This window comes from Vibrio kyushuensis (assembly GCF_050337325.1).
GTDB lineage: Bacteria > Pseudomonadota > Gammaproteobacteria > Enterobacterales > Vibrionaceae > Vibrio > Vibrio kyushuensis.
Map to the genome: position 1 here is coordinate 526,842 of NZ_JAKJSV010000004.1, position 12,887 is coordinate 539,728.

The 12,887-nt window shown below is 39.6% G+C and carries 22 protein-coding genes and 1 pseudogene; 2 read left to right on the forward strand and 21 right to left on the reverse strand.

The genetic code is table 11. The features are described from left to right. The first annotated feature begins 124 nt into the window (after positions 1 to 124). The gene (locus L4D20_RS11480) at positions 125 to 316 is read left to right on the forward strand and encodes a hypothetical protein (protein WP_428801702.1); all 192 of its coding nucleotides are present in this window, start codon (positions 125 to 127) and stop codon (positions 314 to 316) included. Positions 317 to 446: 130 nt separating this feature from the next. Here L4D20_RS11480 and L4D20_RS11485 read toward each other — a convergent pair whose 3' ends face one another. The 21 genes from L4D20_RS11485 to L4D20_RS11585 all read right to left on the reverse strand — a co-directional run bounded on the left by L4D20_RS11485 (position 447) and on the right by L4D20_RS11585 (position 12,634). Then, positions 447 to 608: a hypothetical protein gene (locus L4D20_RS11485; protein ID WP_428801703.1), complete on the reverse strand. Its 162-nt coding sequence runs from the start codon at positions 606 to 608 to the stop codon at positions 447 to 449. Positions 609 to 666: 58 nt separating this feature from the next. Next, positions 667 to 1,179: a GNAT family N-acetyltransferase gene (locus L4D20_RS11490; protein WP_428801704.1), complete on the reverse strand. Its 513-nt coding sequence runs from the start codon at positions 1,177 to 1,179 to the stop codon at positions 667 to 669. Positions 1,180 to 1,252: 73 nt separating this feature from the next. Further along, the gene (locus L4D20_RS11495) at positions 1,253 to 1,660 is read right to left on the reverse strand and encodes a GNAT family N-acetyltransferase (RefSeq protein ID WP_428801705.1); all 408 of its coding nucleotides are present in this window, start codon (positions 1,658 to 1,660) and stop codon (positions 1,253 to 1,255) included. Between the two features lie 8 nt (positions 1,661 to 1,668). Next, positions 1,669 to 2,019: a VOC family protein gene (locus L4D20_RS11500; protein WP_428801706.1), complete on the reverse strand. Its 351-nt coding sequence runs from the start codon at positions 2,017 to 2,019 to the stop codon at positions 1,669 to 1,671. Positions 2,020 to 2,073: 54 nt separating this feature from the next. Then, the gene (locus L4D20_RS11505) at positions 2,074 to 2,691 is read right to left on the reverse strand and encodes a LysE family translocator (protein ID WP_428801707.1); all 618 of its coding nucleotides are present in this window, start codon (positions 2,689 to 2,691) and stop codon (positions 2,074 to 2,076) included. A gap of 161 nt (positions 2,692 to 2,852) precedes the next feature. Next, on the reverse strand, positions 2,853 to 3,137 hold the full coding sequence (locus L4D20_RS11510) for an Rdx family protein (protein ID WP_428801708.1): 285 nt from the start codon (positions 3,135 to 3,137) through the stop codon (positions 2,853 to 2,855). Positions 3,138 to 3,330: 193 nt separating this feature from the next. Continuing rightward, a complete protein-coding gene (locus tag L4D20_RS11515; protein WP_428801709.1) occupies positions 3,331 to 3,846 on the reverse strand; it encodes a P-loop NTPase family protein in 516 nt (171 codons plus the stop codon). 446 nt (positions 3,847 to 4,292) lie between these two features. Continuing rightward, complete coding sequence (locus tag L4D20_RS11520; protein ID WP_428801710.1) at positions 4,293 to 4,538, reverse strand: Rho-binding antiterminator; 246 nt, start codon at positions 4,536 to 4,538, stop codon at positions 4,293 to 4,295. Positions 4,539 to 4,606: 68 nt separating this feature from the next. Next, a complete protein-coding gene (locus tag L4D20_RS11525) occupies positions 4,607 to 4,729 on the reverse strand; it encodes a hypothetical protein (RefSeq protein ID WP_428801711.1) in 123 nt (40 codons plus the stop codon). 141 nt (positions 4,730 to 4,870) lie between these two features. Next, complete coding sequence (locus L4D20_RS11530; RefSeq protein WP_428801712.1) at positions 4,871 to 5,407, reverse strand: GNAT family N-acetyltransferase; 537 nt, start codon at positions 5,405 to 5,407, stop codon at positions 4,871 to 4,873. A 154-nt stretch (positions 5,408 to 5,561) separates the two neighbouring features. After that, positions 5,562 to 6,038, reverse strand: a complete 477-nt coding sequence (locus tag L4D20_RS11535) for a DM13 domain-containing protein (protein ID WP_428801713.1) — start codon at positions 6,036 to 6,038, stop codon at positions 5,562 to 5,564. Positions 6,039 to 6,315: 277 nt separating this feature from the next. Next, positions 6,316 to 7,125 (reverse strand): PhzF family phenazine biosynthesis protein, encoded by an 810-nt coding sequence (locus L4D20_RS11540; RefSeq protein WP_428801714.1) that lies wholly within the window; start codon positions 7,123 to 7,125, stop codon positions 6,316 to 6,318. A 125-nt stretch (positions 7,126 to 7,250) separates the two neighbouring features. Further along, positions 7,251 to 7,721: a cupin domain-containing protein gene (locus L4D20_RS11545; protein ID WP_428801715.1), complete on the reverse strand. Its 471-nt coding sequence runs from the start codon at positions 7,719 to 7,721 to the stop codon at positions 7,251 to 7,253. A gap of 199 nt (positions 7,722 to 7,920) precedes the next feature. Then, positions 7,921 to 8,295: a hypothetical protein gene (locus tag L4D20_RS11550; protein ID WP_428801716.1), complete on the reverse strand. Its 375-nt coding sequence runs from the start codon at positions 8,293 to 8,295 to the stop codon at positions 7,921 to 7,923. A 99-nt stretch (positions 8,296 to 8,394) separates the two neighbouring features. Next, entirely contained in the window at positions 8,395 to 8,826 is a 432-nt protein-coding gene (locus L4D20_RS11555) for a GNAT family N-acetyltransferase (RefSeq protein WP_428801717.1), read from the reverse strand. 62 nt (positions 8,827 to 8,888) lie between these two features. Next, on the reverse strand, positions 8,889 to 9,563 hold the full coding sequence (locus L4D20_RS11560) for a peptidoglycan DD-metalloendopeptidase family protein (RefSeq protein ID WP_428801718.1): 675 nt from the start codon (positions 9,561 to 9,563) through the stop codon (positions 8,889 to 8,891). 134 nt (positions 9,564 to 9,697) lie between these two features. Then, the gene (locus tag L4D20_RS11565; protein WP_428801719.1) at positions 9,698 to 10,063 is read right to left on the reverse strand and encodes a VOC family protein; all 366 of its coding nucleotides are present in this window, start codon (positions 10,061 to 10,063) and stop codon (positions 9,698 to 9,700) included. A gap of 87 nt (positions 10,064 to 10,150) precedes the next feature. Continuing rightward, positions 10,151 to 10,666, reverse strand: a complete 516-nt coding sequence (locus L4D20_RS11570) for a GNAT family N-acetyltransferase (RefSeq protein WP_428801720.1) — start codon at positions 10,664 to 10,666, stop codon at positions 10,151 to 10,153. 144 nt (positions 10,667 to 10,810) lie between these two features. Continuing rightward, positions 10,811 to 11,428, reverse strand: coding sequence for a LysE family translocator (locus tag L4D20_RS11575; protein ID WP_428801721.1), 618 nt, complete (start codon positions 11,426 to 11,428; stop codon positions 10,811 to 10,813). 99 nt (positions 11,429 to 11,527) lie between these two features. Then, positions 11,528 to 11,902, reverse strand: coding sequence for a DUF6713 family protein (locus L4D20_RS11580; RefSeq protein ID WP_428801722.1), 375 nt, complete (start codon positions 11,900 to 11,902; stop codon positions 11,528 to 11,530). Between the two features lie 48 nt (positions 11,903 to 11,950). Beyond that, positions 11,951 to 12,634, reverse strand: coding sequence for an SDR family oxidoreductase (locus tag L4D20_RS11585; RefSeq protein ID WP_428801723.1), 684 nt, complete (start codon positions 12,632 to 12,634; stop codon positions 11,951 to 11,953). Between the two features lie 123 nt (positions 12,635 to 12,757). On the opposite strand from L4D20_RS11585, the pseudogene L4D20_RS11590 reads away from it, so the two are divergent. Next, a pseudogene (locus tag L4D20_RS11590) lies at positions 12,758 to 12,887 on the forward strand (IS110 family transposase); the annotation flags it as partial.

The following is a 12,887-nucleotide window of genomic DNA, read 5'->3' on the forward strand; positions in this document are numbered from 1 at the left end:
AACTCTGGATATATTTATGCTACTGAGCTCACGGAATCATATCTTTTGATAACGATTTAGCTTAATTTTTAATCAAAAATGAGATGATACCTGTGTTGAAGTTAGACGTCATTTAGGAGGAGTTATGAACACTAAACTCGGTCATGTAATGTCATCAAGTCGGCTTGTTTGCTTTGTCGCTTTTCTCGCAGCAACGTTCGCATGGATACTTACCATGCCAGCACTGTTCTTTGTCTCTGTATTGTTCCTCGCGGTCAGTGCCCTTATCTATGTAGTAGATTTATGGAAGAACAGTGAAAGGAAGAAAGAGGCTTAATCTAGGCATCAGCTCTTGCCTAATTAGGTAAAGGTACAAAAAAGGATGCGAAATAGCATCCTTTGAGTATCGCTGTAAGAGGTTAAACAGAGAGTTCCGTTTTTACCTTGTTACATCTGTAATATAAAACCTATTCGTCATCACCACACTTGGAGCATGGTTCATAGGTACGTTCACCTTCACTGATCACCACATAGCCACTTACGCAATTGTCACACAGTACTAACTTAGGGTAGGCGAGCTTACTTTTTTTAGATGATATATCGCCTTCAGTCACGTATTTCTTTCTCATTTATAAACCTTAGTTAATACTTAATCCTATTCGTGCAGGGGTTAGAGTATACGGCTTTTCAACTCGTTACGCTGAATTCATAGACATTATTTAAAGTGTTGTATAAGTCCATTGTTCCGTTAAAAGTAAACCCAATATTTTTTAATAGTTTATTGGATTTAACATTATCGGGTAATGTGACGGCCAAAACTTGAACAAGAGAATGATCGTTCATTTCAGTTTTGAGAATGGAATCAGCGGCTTCGTTGGCATACCCTTTACCACAAAAATCCGATAAAAAAGCGTAACCTAAGTCAGGTAATTCCAATTCGTCTCTTTTCAGTAAGCCGCACATACCAATGGGAGCACCGGTTTCCTTTAGTTGGACCAAACTTAAGCCAAACCCGTGAATTTGATAGCAGGCCATCGGTCCACTTTTGAGATATTTGATGGCATCATCAATGGTTTTGACATTCTTATCCGCGATATAGCGAATAAAAGACTCTTCGTTCAATAATTGAAGAATAAACTCGGCATCATTGAGATTGAACCGCCTAATAACCAACCTTTCCGTTTCACATACCACGGGCATTAAAGTTTCTCTTGAATGTTCATAGATGAATTCCTTGGCACTCTACATTAATGTTGTATCAAGTTAGGGTAGTCTAGCTCCACTGGACCGCCATTTTATAGTATGAGATACCCGACTTGTTGAACTCACTACCCTCTACCGTCATCCCAAATTTCTGGTAAAAGCTCAGTGCAGTCGTGCGAGCATCGCACCAGAAGGATTTAATATTCTGTCCCTTCAAGTTGCTAATAGCGTGCTCAATGACTTTCGAACCAATTCCTTTCCCCTGAAACTCATGCAGTGTTGCAAACTTCCTAAGCCTTGCTTCGTCACCACTAATATAGATAGAGGCAACACAAACTAGCTGATTATTGATGAATGCTCCATAGTGAGTTGCGGACTCATCACCTGGTACTTTGCAAAATATTATAGGTTTGTTTGGCCATAAAACATGATGCCTCACTGGCAAAGCGTCTTCCCACGTTACCTGCTGTATATTCATGAAATTTATTATATTAGCCCTCTTAGCCCAATAAGGTTTCCAAAAGGGTCTTCGACTTGGCACATTGATAAACCATCTTCGATGTTCAGCGGGCCGCGATACAAGGTTGCGCCAAGTGACGTTAAATGATGTAGAGAGTCAGTCAGGCTATCAACTGACCAGTATAAAACTGTACCATTTTTACCCGCTCCTACTTTTTCATCAGCTTGAACTAATTCAAGTGAGAAACCGTTAATTTTTAGTACGGTAAATTCAAATTCAGGTAGATACGTTGCTACAGCCTCTGGAAAAGCGCTTTGATACCACTTCAACCCTAGAGTGACATCTGGAACGTAAATGAGTGCGGCTACTGGATACAAAGACTTCTCCCTAATAAACGACGCTTTATTAACGGCTTCTAAGCTGATTGTTTACTAACTTCTACTCGCTAAGGCTATTCCACATGTTGCTAATGCGCCACCAGATATTTTGTTCAAGAGTCGCTTAGACTTAGGGCTAGCAAACAAATAACGGGCTTTAGATGCCGAAAAAACATAGATGCTTAACACGCCACCTACTGATAGTGTGGATATGAACATAATTAGCAGAACATCCTGAGTAGAAATCGAACCTAGATTTACAAACGCAGGAAAGAAGCCCATGTAAAACAGCACTGCCTTAGGGTTAGCTAAGGTCATAAGTAAACCTGCCATGAGGCTAGACTGACTTTTGTTTTTATTGATGGGTGTTGAGTCTTGTGAGCCTGTACTCTTTGAATGCCACGTTGAATAGGCAAGCCAAAATAGATATACAATACCAACGTATTTAATAACACTGGCAAACTCGCCCATTTGGCTCGCGACAGTTGCCAACCCAGTAATAGCTAGGCATATAAATATGTAGTCAGCAATTAAAACACCGGCTACGACTAATAGCCCTTGTAAAGCGCCTGATGATAGCGTGCGTGAAACCACAGCTAATACACTAGGGCCTGGAATTACTGCTGATAAAAGCATTGCAATGAACAGGGCAATGCTAGATGAAATAGACATGGTTTCTCCTTAAACCTAACGCCTGACCAATATGTGAAAACCAGCATGTCATATTGTGCAGAGTTGCGAACACGTATTTTAGGGTGTTGTAGACCCAATTGTTATACAGCTTTATTTATAATTTACCCAGCACAGGCAGTAATGCTTACTGCATGATGAAGTCACTCTTTTCTGCTTTTACGATCTATACAGCCCAAATCTTTTTCGGGCGCAATAGCATCTCTAACCGATTGCTTAAGTTCAGTGACTTCAGGAAATCGTCCCATATCTTTGCGTGACCATATAACGTTACCATTCGCTATCACTTCAAAAATACCACCAGTCCCTGGTAGCAGTGATAATTCTCCGACTTCTTCTTCAAATGTTGTTAGGATTTCTTGTGCCATCCAAGTTGAACGTAATAGCCAGCGGCATTTTGAGCAATATTTAATTTCAATTTTATTCACGATATATACCTTAGTAATGAGATTCTCTAACGACCGATTAGCGGGTAAATATTTAGGAAACCACCTGTCGGCAGGGTGATTTACGCCATCATTTGTAGTTACACTACTTACATCAAAGGGGTTTAAACTTTAATTCCGATTTAGTCTGGAAGTTACAAGCGTTTAACCCCTGATAAGTCTATGAAATATGGTTCTATTTCACATACGCTGAAACAAAGTTATTCAGCTCAGTCACTGTTTGGATGATGTAGACGGTTTTACCATTATAATTTTCGGATAATTTGGACGTGAAGTCCTCATTCCAGAACTTAGGGCACAACTTGAGTGTTTTATAACTATTAAGTGTGCCTTTGAAAACAGAACTCCCGTCAGGCCAACCTTCTGGCTTCACAAACAGCCCTTTGAGAAAGCGCTTAGTCACAAACCAATAGCTCACTGAATAGGGTAGGTCGATGTAGACTAGAACATCTGCAGCTTCCAAACGCTCGTAAAAGGCACTGATAGGCCCTAAACCATCCACAACCCAATGTTCAGAGCGCATGATATTGTCATGAGCTATGTCAAACTCTTCTCTAGCAACAAATTCACCGTTAGGCTTATAAACAAGCGAATCTAGTTGGTGAAGTGGGGAATCAGTCGCTAACGCTAGTGCTTTGCTTACTGTCGATTTTCCACTGCCTGGTTTTCCAAAAACGGCTACCTTTTTCATGCAAACTCCTCCAAGAGTCAATTTCCCAAAAGGTAGAAAAAGAAAACCCACCTTTTTAGGGTGGGGTCGATTTATCTAAAGCATGCCAAATCCCACCATTCCTAAGGAATGATGATAATTCGCTTGTTAAGTTGCTTTAGATTGAATTTCATACAATCACTTTCGTGTAACGTGGGTTAATTGTCAATTAGATTTTCACAATAACCAAAACGGCCAAGTTCGAAGTGTAGCGTTTAGTGACTCTTTAACTGCGGATCTCCATACCTAACTGCATTAGATAGTTTCTCATGTAGATATTTTTCTTTGACAGCTAATGCCTAACCATTTGATGAGCAAGTGATGGTCATGAAACGGGACATTAATAGTTTAATCACTAAAGTGAATCGAACTAAAAATGCTAAGCGTTTTGGGTTATAACTGGACAGGTTGTCATGTGATTTTATGATTTAGCCAAAATTAACCACTTGAAAGTGTGGATTTTTAACGCAGGCTTCCATTCTTAAAAGATCATCCAGAACCACCAAGCTTTCAACACCTTTAACCTTTACTTTCATACACTCTTTGCGATCTTCGTTTCTTTGAGTGTCAAGAGCCATACATTCGAACATAGAACCAGACTTGAAGGTTAACTTAACCGTATAGTTGTACATACATGCTATTTCTATATAGTCATGCAGGTCACAGCTCATCATAATACTCACCTCTACGTAAAATTTGGAACATTATCGACCTCATATTCTGCCGCAATTAGATAGTGCACCTAGTCTTTTATAGATAGTGCATCTAGTCTTTTATTAGCTCGGATTCCAAGCACCATTCCAGCTACGCCAACCCCAAGACCAGAGACTCCAACCACAAAAGAAATAATCGTAAATGTATCCATGTTTTTTACTCCCTTAATAACTGAATGATTTTAATCAATAAACCGATATCAACAATAAGAAACCGAAAACTAAACATACACTGGCATTTAAACAACTCAAAATAGAAAGCCAAGCGTTGAGAACCTGTCTTAAACGCTCTGTTATGCTTTGTCCCATTCGGTTTGGAGGACTGCAAAAACCACCGTATCCCACCACTGTTCTTTGAAAAAACGATGCTCTCTAAAATGTGCTTCTTGACGCATACCCAAAGACTTACAGAGCTTAATAGCAGGTAGGTTCTTACTAATTGTCTCAGCATAGATACGGTGAACACCTAACTCCGAAAAACCAAAATCTGCCAGAGCCAATGCAGCTTCATGGCTTAACTTATGGCCTTGAGATGTTCTTGAAAACGCACACCCTATTGAAGCTTGCTGATTGTCTTCTAGACGCAAGCAAACAGTCCCAATGAAGTGTCCTGAGCCCTTACATTCAACAGCGAGTTGATATGATTTCCTTGGCTCTTCAAAAGCCTGAGCAATAAACAATTTTGTTAGCTCTATATATTTATTAGGATCACAATCACTTTCGTCATAGAAACGCTGATATTTAGAATCCTGAGACATGGCTACAAAGGCGCTTTCATCGATCGAAGTCATATCCCTAATGATCAAACGATCAGTTTCAATTTTAAACATCGAAAGTTCCTTTTATGGTGAGGCTTAACCCCAACCTAAGTAGTGAGTAACGCAATACTGAAACCAAAGTAAAAACGTACTCACGCAAACAAAATTAACATTACAGCCACCGAGCGTTAGGAGTCACTCTTAATTGTTGGTTAGGTTTGGTTCATTATTGGTATTTAGCTGACGTGATAAATTCACCAAACGTCTCACACCATACTATGACTGTATTATATTTAGATACATTGACATCTTGCGGTATTTTGACCGTAAAGTTTTCAAAAGTCTTAACATTACCAATGTGGATCATGTTGTCTTTTAATCGATTAAAATCAGATTCTGTTTCAACAAACTCGGTTGACAGGTATAGCTTGTAATCAGGGCCAGGAGCAAGGCTTCCTGTTAAAGTGACGTACTCTGGTCCAATTGATACATGACCTTCTCCCCAATGAAAGGAATCACTATCCTTAAGGTCTTTTTTGAACGTCGCAGAAAACTGTGCTTGAGAAGATAATTGAGAGACTTCAGAGTCAGTTGGTGATGTTGGAGCAATAAGAATCGGCAGCATATAAATGCCTAAACCAACCCCGAACGCCCCCACAGACAAATGAGTGATTAAAAGTAATATAATGGTCTTAATTTTCATAGCTGCACCTTCCTTAGTAACACCTTATCTTACCAACAAAAAAGATACTTGAAATAACAATAGTGTTCTACGAGAAATGATGTCTTTTCTCTTGAGCCGCTTTCATTAAAATTCCACTTGAGAAGATGCCTCCAGACCACTCCTAATACCGCCTCAAATGCCTTGTTGTTCGACATTTTTGCGCTGTAGCTCTGCCTTGAAGTGGCTTTCGTGCCTTGATCCAGTACTCAAAATATGGACCATCTATCTAATGTCGTAATAACGCTTTAATTTCTTGCTATACGACAGGCACTTGCATAACTCCTTTAATTACTGTTACCGCAGAACCTACTAACTTCGTGCGCCCATTAGATAAAAGCTCAGTAACAACATACCCGCCACGTTCGGATGCTTGATAACCTTTAAGTTGTGACTTCCCCAGTTTTTCTGACCAATAGACGGTCAAAGCACAATGTGCTGAGCCTGTTACAGGGTCTTCATTTACGCCGACCCAAGGCGCAAAGTACCTAGAAACAAAGTCTAATTCGTTCTTATTTGATCGTGTCGTAACCAGTACAGCACGACCATTAGTCTGTCTCATTGCCTCAAAATTTGGCTTTATATTTAACAGTGTTTCTTCATTGCTAACTTCAATAAAGACCTTGGTATCAAAGCTACCAAAGGAGACAATCATGCAAGTTTCTATGCCCAAATTGTCCAACAAACCTTGGGGTTGAGAAACGTCGAATTCAATTATTGGTGATGGAAAATCTAATTCAACTGTAGATTCGTTTATTAGTGCAGTTAAGGTTCCTGATAAAGTTTGAAAGTTAACGCGATCACCTGACTTGAGTTGTCCTCTTTCCTTAAGAACATGAGCAACGGCAAGTGTGCCATGACCGCAAAGTTTCACCTCAGACTTAGGTGTGAACCACCTTAACGTCATATCAGAAAGTGATAAAAATGCTGTCTCAGAAACGGCCATTTCTTCAGCTATTGAAAGCATTAAACTTTCAGTTAAGCCATTTTCGGTTATGCAAACTCCTGCTGGGTTTCCTCTGAATGCTTCAGTTGTAAATGAATCAACCTGATAAATCTCTAAATCCATTCAGTTCTCCAAATTTAGTAAAGTCGTATGACGCTATGATAAGCGGTGAGTGTATGCCATGTTTGAGCGATAGCGAGTTCGGCACGCGTTTACGAATCAGACTTAAGCAATTTGTTAGGCGTATTTCAATATTTGTTCCCAAGTTTATCAGCAGCAACTCGCTCGCCTGATTCAGTTTCTAACCACTGTAAGTTGTCGTCTGGGTAAAAAACTTTATCATCTGAAACTCTTGAACCTATAACGATAAATGATGCAGGTAACGTTGATTCATTTATTAAGTGATGCCCATCGTCAATGCCAGCTTTAAAACCAACACACATACCTTGAAGTAACTTTTGCTTACCTCGATTTGTGACTAGCTGTAATTCACCCGATAACACGTAAACAAATTCCTCTGAGTTTGAATGCCAATGGCGCAAAGCAGATTGCCCATTAGGTTCTATTACTTCAAGATTTACACCAAATAGAGTTAAACCAAACTCATCCGACAAACCTCTCCATGCTGAACTTCCCATCTGAGAAGCAAATGGTTCAGGAAATCCACTTTCTGTTTCCGCGGGAATATCCGTACTCACGATTGCTTTTTTATGTGTCATTACTTTCAATAAATCCTTTTGTGCATAACAGCTTGTTAATTATTGAAAAAACGATTGTCACCAAACTGAAAGTTGCTAAGAGTTTTGGAAACTATTTTAACAACTTGTTCTGTTGTAACTCACGGTGCTTTTGTTTCTATGCTTAACTGACCAGACAACATAATCCGCAACGTGTTGTCATTGAAGCCATAGTCTCTTGTTATGTGTATGTCCCCACCAGAACCATAATGGCGGTTGCACCAAATAGTATCCACGATAGGTGCTTTCCTTTTGACCCGAAAAGAGCCGCTAAAAAGTGTATACCGAAAGTGGCGGCTATTATCTGACCAACGAGATGTTTACTAATCTCTGGCTGCGCTAGAGCGATAACAATGCCAGCAAGCCCTAACCAAGCGACTGACGTTAAATGCCATGCAAATCTCAAAGTGCGTTTCGTAAAGTCATCACTTCCTAATATCTTTGGCAAATTGTCACGCTTAAACAGCCTAGAAAGAATAAAGCGCTCTCCAAGGTAAGAGTGAGCAAAAGACACAACAACTAGAAAAATAGCTGCGAGATATAAAATACCAGCCATTTTATCCTCCATGCACATAACGTTATTCTAAGTGGCCAACAATAGGGCACTTAACCATAAAAATAAAATCACCCAATGTTTGTCCGATTGATCGCCATGTTATAAAGCGGATTGATAAATATTGGGCTTATAGATTTCCATAAACGTGTCGGGCTTACTTAACAAAGAAAAACCAAACTTACGGTACAAATCATGTGCGTTTGATGTAGCGAGAGTAAAGCGTCTCACGTTTCTAGTACTTTCGTGATTTAAAACGGCTTCCAGAAGTAATCTTGAGACTCCTCGTCCACGGAACTCTGGCCAAACTATAACGTCCACTAAATTAGCAAAAGTAGCGTGATCGGTAATGATGCGGCTGAAACCCACTTGAATATTATTTAGATAAGCGCCAATACATATAGAGTTTTCAATTGATTTCACCACAACATCGAAGCTTACTCCTTTAGCCCACAAACTTTCTTTCGAAAGGAAGTCATAGATTTTTTTGATATCTAGATTAGATTTATCATCATTTATTACTATCGTATGCACATCTCATCCTTGAGCTTTATAACGCCAAGCGTTGTCGTGTCGGGTTTAGCGCCTTGTTAGGCTTAAAACTCAATGGAGTATTCGCTACTTGGTACTCCATTGTTGACCAAGATTTTGGTACTTTTATCTATAATACTATATTGAGTAAAAGAACAAGGTAACCCATTTGCTCTCCTAAGGTTGGCATTATCCATTAATTGAAAATGCAAATGTGGAGTAGTGGAGTTTCCTGAATGCCCAAGGCTTCCTATAATCTGACCAACTTTAACCGTGTCTCCGACTTGAACCTTTATTGAGTCGTATTTTAGGTGGGCTAGCCAAGCGCAGCATTGCTTGCCTTCTATAACCAGATAATTCCCACCTACATTTGATATTGGATCTTTTTCAAATGAGAAGAATAACCCATTGTATAAAGCTAACCCTAAGTCTGATATTAAATGTAACCTCTTCCTTTCGGGTATATTATTAACAACTTCCGTAACTGTACCTTCGATAGGGGAGTAGATTGGTTCTCCCCAACCAAAACAGTGGGTTAACTTAACTCTACCGAGAAAATAGGCAATTGAAGTACTATTATGAAACTCTGAAATTGATGAGCCCCTTGTTTTTAGTTTTACAAAATCATAAGCATAGGTTTGAGCAAACTCATGAGTTCCATGACTTGGCACTCGATCTCCCGGAGTATTTATTGCTTTCCACACTCCTCTAAGAGGTGGGCTAACTACTATTGGTCCCATATCATCCTATTAAGCCTAACGCTTTGTTAGCCTGTGACAAAACGCCCACAGAACTCAATATTACAACCTTAAACACCGGTGCCGATTCACCTAAAGTGGAAAGCGTTGCGAATCTGCTTGAATTGTTTGTTAAGCTACTTGTTCTCGGCTATGCGCCATAAAACGCCTGAAGGGTCAGTGATACAAAACTCTAGCATTCCCCACGGCTGTTCTACTAACTCTGTAACCATAGAACCATACTCTTCATTTAAATTGAGTTTCAACACATGCTCATACCAACTTTGAGCATCTTCGACTAAAAGGTGCATCATGAAATTGTCACTATGAGCTGGTTCATAAAAGTCTTGGAGTAAAAACGGATTAGAGCCAGATTTGAAGTAAGCGATACCATCAAATTCAGAAGCGAGTTCAAAGCCAATGCATTGATAGAAGCGCTTTGAAAGCTCAAAGTCTTTAGCGGGCACAAATGATTTTATTTCTACTGTATTCAGGTTTTCCATTTCTAGCACCTATTCCTTCTAACTGCTTGTGGGCTTGAGACCGGCCTAAGCAGTTTGTTATGCTTATTTTACTACGACGTTTTCTGATTAAGTCTCAACCCAGTAATACTGAACTAGTCCTTCCTGTCCAGAAACCTTCTTTTCTGCCTCAAGCACACCTCCGTTTGACTGAATAGCTTTAACGGAACCCAAGTTTGCTTTGTTTACCGTGAGCAAAGCTTTAGTAATTCCATTACTTTTGGCCCTAGGTAAAGTTAGGTTTAGAATAAGTTTTGCATACCCTTTCTTACGCTCTGACGGTTTGATTCCATAGCCAATGTGACCACCTAAAACTAGTAGTTCATCGTTCAAATCATGCCTTAGATTAGAGCATCCAACTACTTTTTCATTTGTATTTATTAACCAATACGAACTGTTGGCGACAAAAACAGTTGCTAACTGCTCCCCCCGAGAGTAACTAGCCAATCTATCTATCATTGCGGGGAAGTCACTGTAGTTTTCAGACAATACGAAAGGAATGAACACCTCTCCTTGTTCGGAAAACTCACGAACCATTTGAATATAAGATTCTTCATACTCAATGCTTGGAACTACTAACTTCACCCTAAATACTCCTAATATGCATATCGCCCTGCTAATGGTAAACAAACATAACCACTTAACTATAAATTACCGCTTGAAACACAAAAGCTGATTTAATCCAAAAATGACAAGCGTTTGTTAATCCTGTTGAGCAGTTTGTTAGTTTTATTGCTGCCGACTAAGCAACAGGTTAGCGCTAGATAACGCTAGAAAGGTAGCACATGCTCTATTGAAACATTTTGCCATTTTCGGTTTTGTGAACCATTTTCTCAAATATATTCCAAATAAGGCATATATGGATATTGCGGCCATTTCCAAGACCAAGAACGTTAATCCCAAGACAAAAAACTGTTCATTTACATTTGCTGAAACATCAACGAATTGTGGAAGAAACGCAGTAAAAATCAGGATGGCTTTGGGGTTGCCTGAAGCCAATACAAACTCTTGCTTTGCTAACCCCAAGTGGCTCCGAGTATTTTTGATTTCTGAAACAGGGCTAGCTTCTGAGCGCCAAAGATTAAAGGCAATCCACAGTAAGTAAGCAGCCCCTACGACTTTGATCATGAGGAATAAAGTCTCGGATGCGTATAAAACAACAGCCAAGCCTGAAGCCGCCAGTGCGATCATTAAAGAAAATGCTGCTATTCGACCAAGACCAGCGATAATAGCGGACTTGAAACCGTAACAACGAGCATTGTTCATTGACAATAGATTATTTGGACCAGGAGTCATATTGAGCGCAAAACACACAGGTATAAAGAACAATAACTTCCAGATTTCCACAATATTTCCTCCATGAAACTAACGCCCACATTAAGCTGGCTATAATGTGGAGCGAAGCGGAACCGAGTCAACGGTTTTAGTTCTGTTTAAATTGACTTGTTAGGCTTGCGATAGTTGCCCACGATACTTTATGGTTTGTTTAATTTGAAGCAGTGAAGATATTAAACATAGGAATATGATTAGTAACGAAGCTGGCAAGTGAAACTCAGAGCTACCAGCAAACATAAACCCAGCATGAATGATGAATGTTAAACAACCTAAACCTGCACAGAGCATGGAGAACCTAACGGAATTTTTACCACTTATAATAATACTTTTATAACCTATTAGTAGAATAGGTAAAATAAGTAAATTGAAGAATAAAAAGCCCTGTATGCCACCGGGTAAATAAAACATTTCCCACTCTTTCCAATACGCGGCATCAATTTGATGGAGTATTAATAGTGACATTGTTGCTAAATAACTTCGTTCCATGAGTTCTCAAATCCTTAGTAATCCAGTTGAACAATTTGTTATACGAATTTACCAAACGTGCTCGTCACCTTGCCACGTTAAGAACTTACCACTTTGCTCTTGTGTTAGGCTTTTTATAAGACTAACAATACCTGAAACACTTTCTGTAACGGTAATGTCAGCTTCTTCACCGCCCATATCCGTCTTAACCCAACCAGGATGAATAGGGCATACGATAATACCCTTGGGCTTTAATTCTAAAGCTAAAACTTGCATTACTTTGTTAACAGCTGCCTTTGAGCTACGGTAAGCGTACATACCATAGCTTTCTCGATTCAAAGCACCCATTTGGCTCGAAATGGTAATAATACGTGGGTTTGAACTAGCTTCGATTAAGCCTAAAAGAGAGCGGGTTACCGTTAGTGGTGCAATAGTGTTTACAGCGAAAGTAGTAAGCCACTCTTGAGGGTCGATTGATTCCATTGACTGCTCGTTAGCCCCGATAACACCAGCATTGTTTATGAAAATATCAATTTGTGTATTTACGAGCTTAGAAACTAAGTTATTTATAGAGTTTTGGTCGGTAACTTCAAGTTCAAATACAGACAAAGAGTTGTTTGAACACAAGCTCTCTAACTGTTGCGAGGGTTGCCCGCGATAAGTCGATATAACATTGTAGCCAAGATCTAAGAACTGGCGAGTAAGTTCAAAGCCAATACCTCTAGATGCTCCTGTGATAAATACAGTTTCCATTTGATGAATATCCTTATTCGTATAGACATAATGACCCCCACGAGGTGCTAGCCTCCAATTTCGTGGGTTAGCGTAAAGCCAGAGCCATAATTAGTGTGCAAACAACTAAATTTGGAGGCTAGCATGAATAACGATAGCATAATTTTCATTGGCTTAGATACGCATAAGTCCTTTATCCAAGTCGCAGTGTTACAAGGTAATCGTGGAGCCGTTCCTCAACATATGGGGCGTATCAAGTCGAATAAGTCGGCAC

Coding starts and splice junctions, on each gene's coding strand:
- L4D20_RS11535 (WP_428801713.1), bottom strand. CDS start 6,038: ATGAAAATTAAGACCATTATATTACTTTTAATCACTCATTTGTCTGTG.
- L4D20_RS11505 (WP_428801707.1), bottom strand. CDS start 2,691: ATGTCTATTTCATCTAGCATTGCCCTGTTCATTGCAATGCTTTTATCA.
- L4D20_RS11515 (WP_428801709.1), bottom strand. CDS start 3,846: ATGAAAAAGGTAGCCGTTTTTGGAAAACCAGGCAGTGGAAAATCGACA.
- L4D20_RS11565 (WP_428801719.1), bottom strand. CDS start 10,063: ATGGAAAACCTGAATACAGTAGAAATAAAATCATTTGTGCCCGCTAAA.
- L4D20_RS11560 (WP_428801718.1), bottom strand. CDS start 9,563: ATGGGACCAATAGTAGTTAGCCCACCTCTTAGAGGAGTGTGGAAAGCA.
- L4D20_RS11585 (WP_428801723.1), bottom strand. CDS start 12,634: ATGGAAACTGTATTTATCACAGGAGCATCTAGAGGTATTGGCTTTGAA.
- L4D20_RS11520 (WP_428801710.1), bottom strand. CDS start 4,538: ATGATGAGCTGTGACCTGCATGACTATATAGAAATAGCATGTATGTAC.
- L4D20_RS11525 (WP_428801711.1), bottom strand. CDS start 4,729: ATGGATACATTTACGATTATTTCTTTTGTGGTTGGAGTCTCTGGTCTT.
- L4D20_RS11540 (WP_428801714.1), bottom strand. CDS start 7,125: ATGGATTTAGAGATTTATCAGGTTGATTCATTTACAACTGAAGCATTC.
- L4D20_RS11480 (WP_428801702.1), top strand. CDS start 125: ATGAACACTAAACTCGGTCATGTAATGTCATCAAGTCGGCTTGTTTGC.
- L4D20_RS11545 (WP_428801715.1), bottom strand. CDS start 7,721: ATGACACATAAAAAAGCAATCGTGAGTACGGATATTCCCGCGGAAACA.
- L4D20_RS11530 (WP_428801712.1), bottom strand. CDS start 5,407: ATGTTTAAAATTGAAACTGATCGTTTGATCATTAGGGATATGACTTCG.
- L4D20_RS11490 (WP_428801704.1), bottom strand. CDS start 1,179: ATGCCCGTGGTATGTGAAACGGAAAGGTTGGTTATTAGGCGGTTCAAT.
- L4D20_RS11495 (WP_428801705.1), bottom strand. CDS start 1,660: ATGAATATACAGCAGGTAACGTGGGAAGACGCTTTGCCAGTGAGGCAT.
- L4D20_RS11485 (WP_428801703.1), bottom strand. CDS start 608: ATGAGAAAGAAATACGTGACTGAAGGCGATATATCATCTAAAAAAAGT.
- L4D20_RS11550 (WP_428801716.1), bottom strand. CDS start 8,295: ATGGCTGGTATTTTATATCTCGCAGCTATTTTTCTAGTTGTTGTGTCT.
- L4D20_RS11580 (WP_428801722.1), bottom strand. CDS start 11,902: ATGGAACGAAGTTATTTAGCAACAATGTCACTATTAATACTCCATCAA.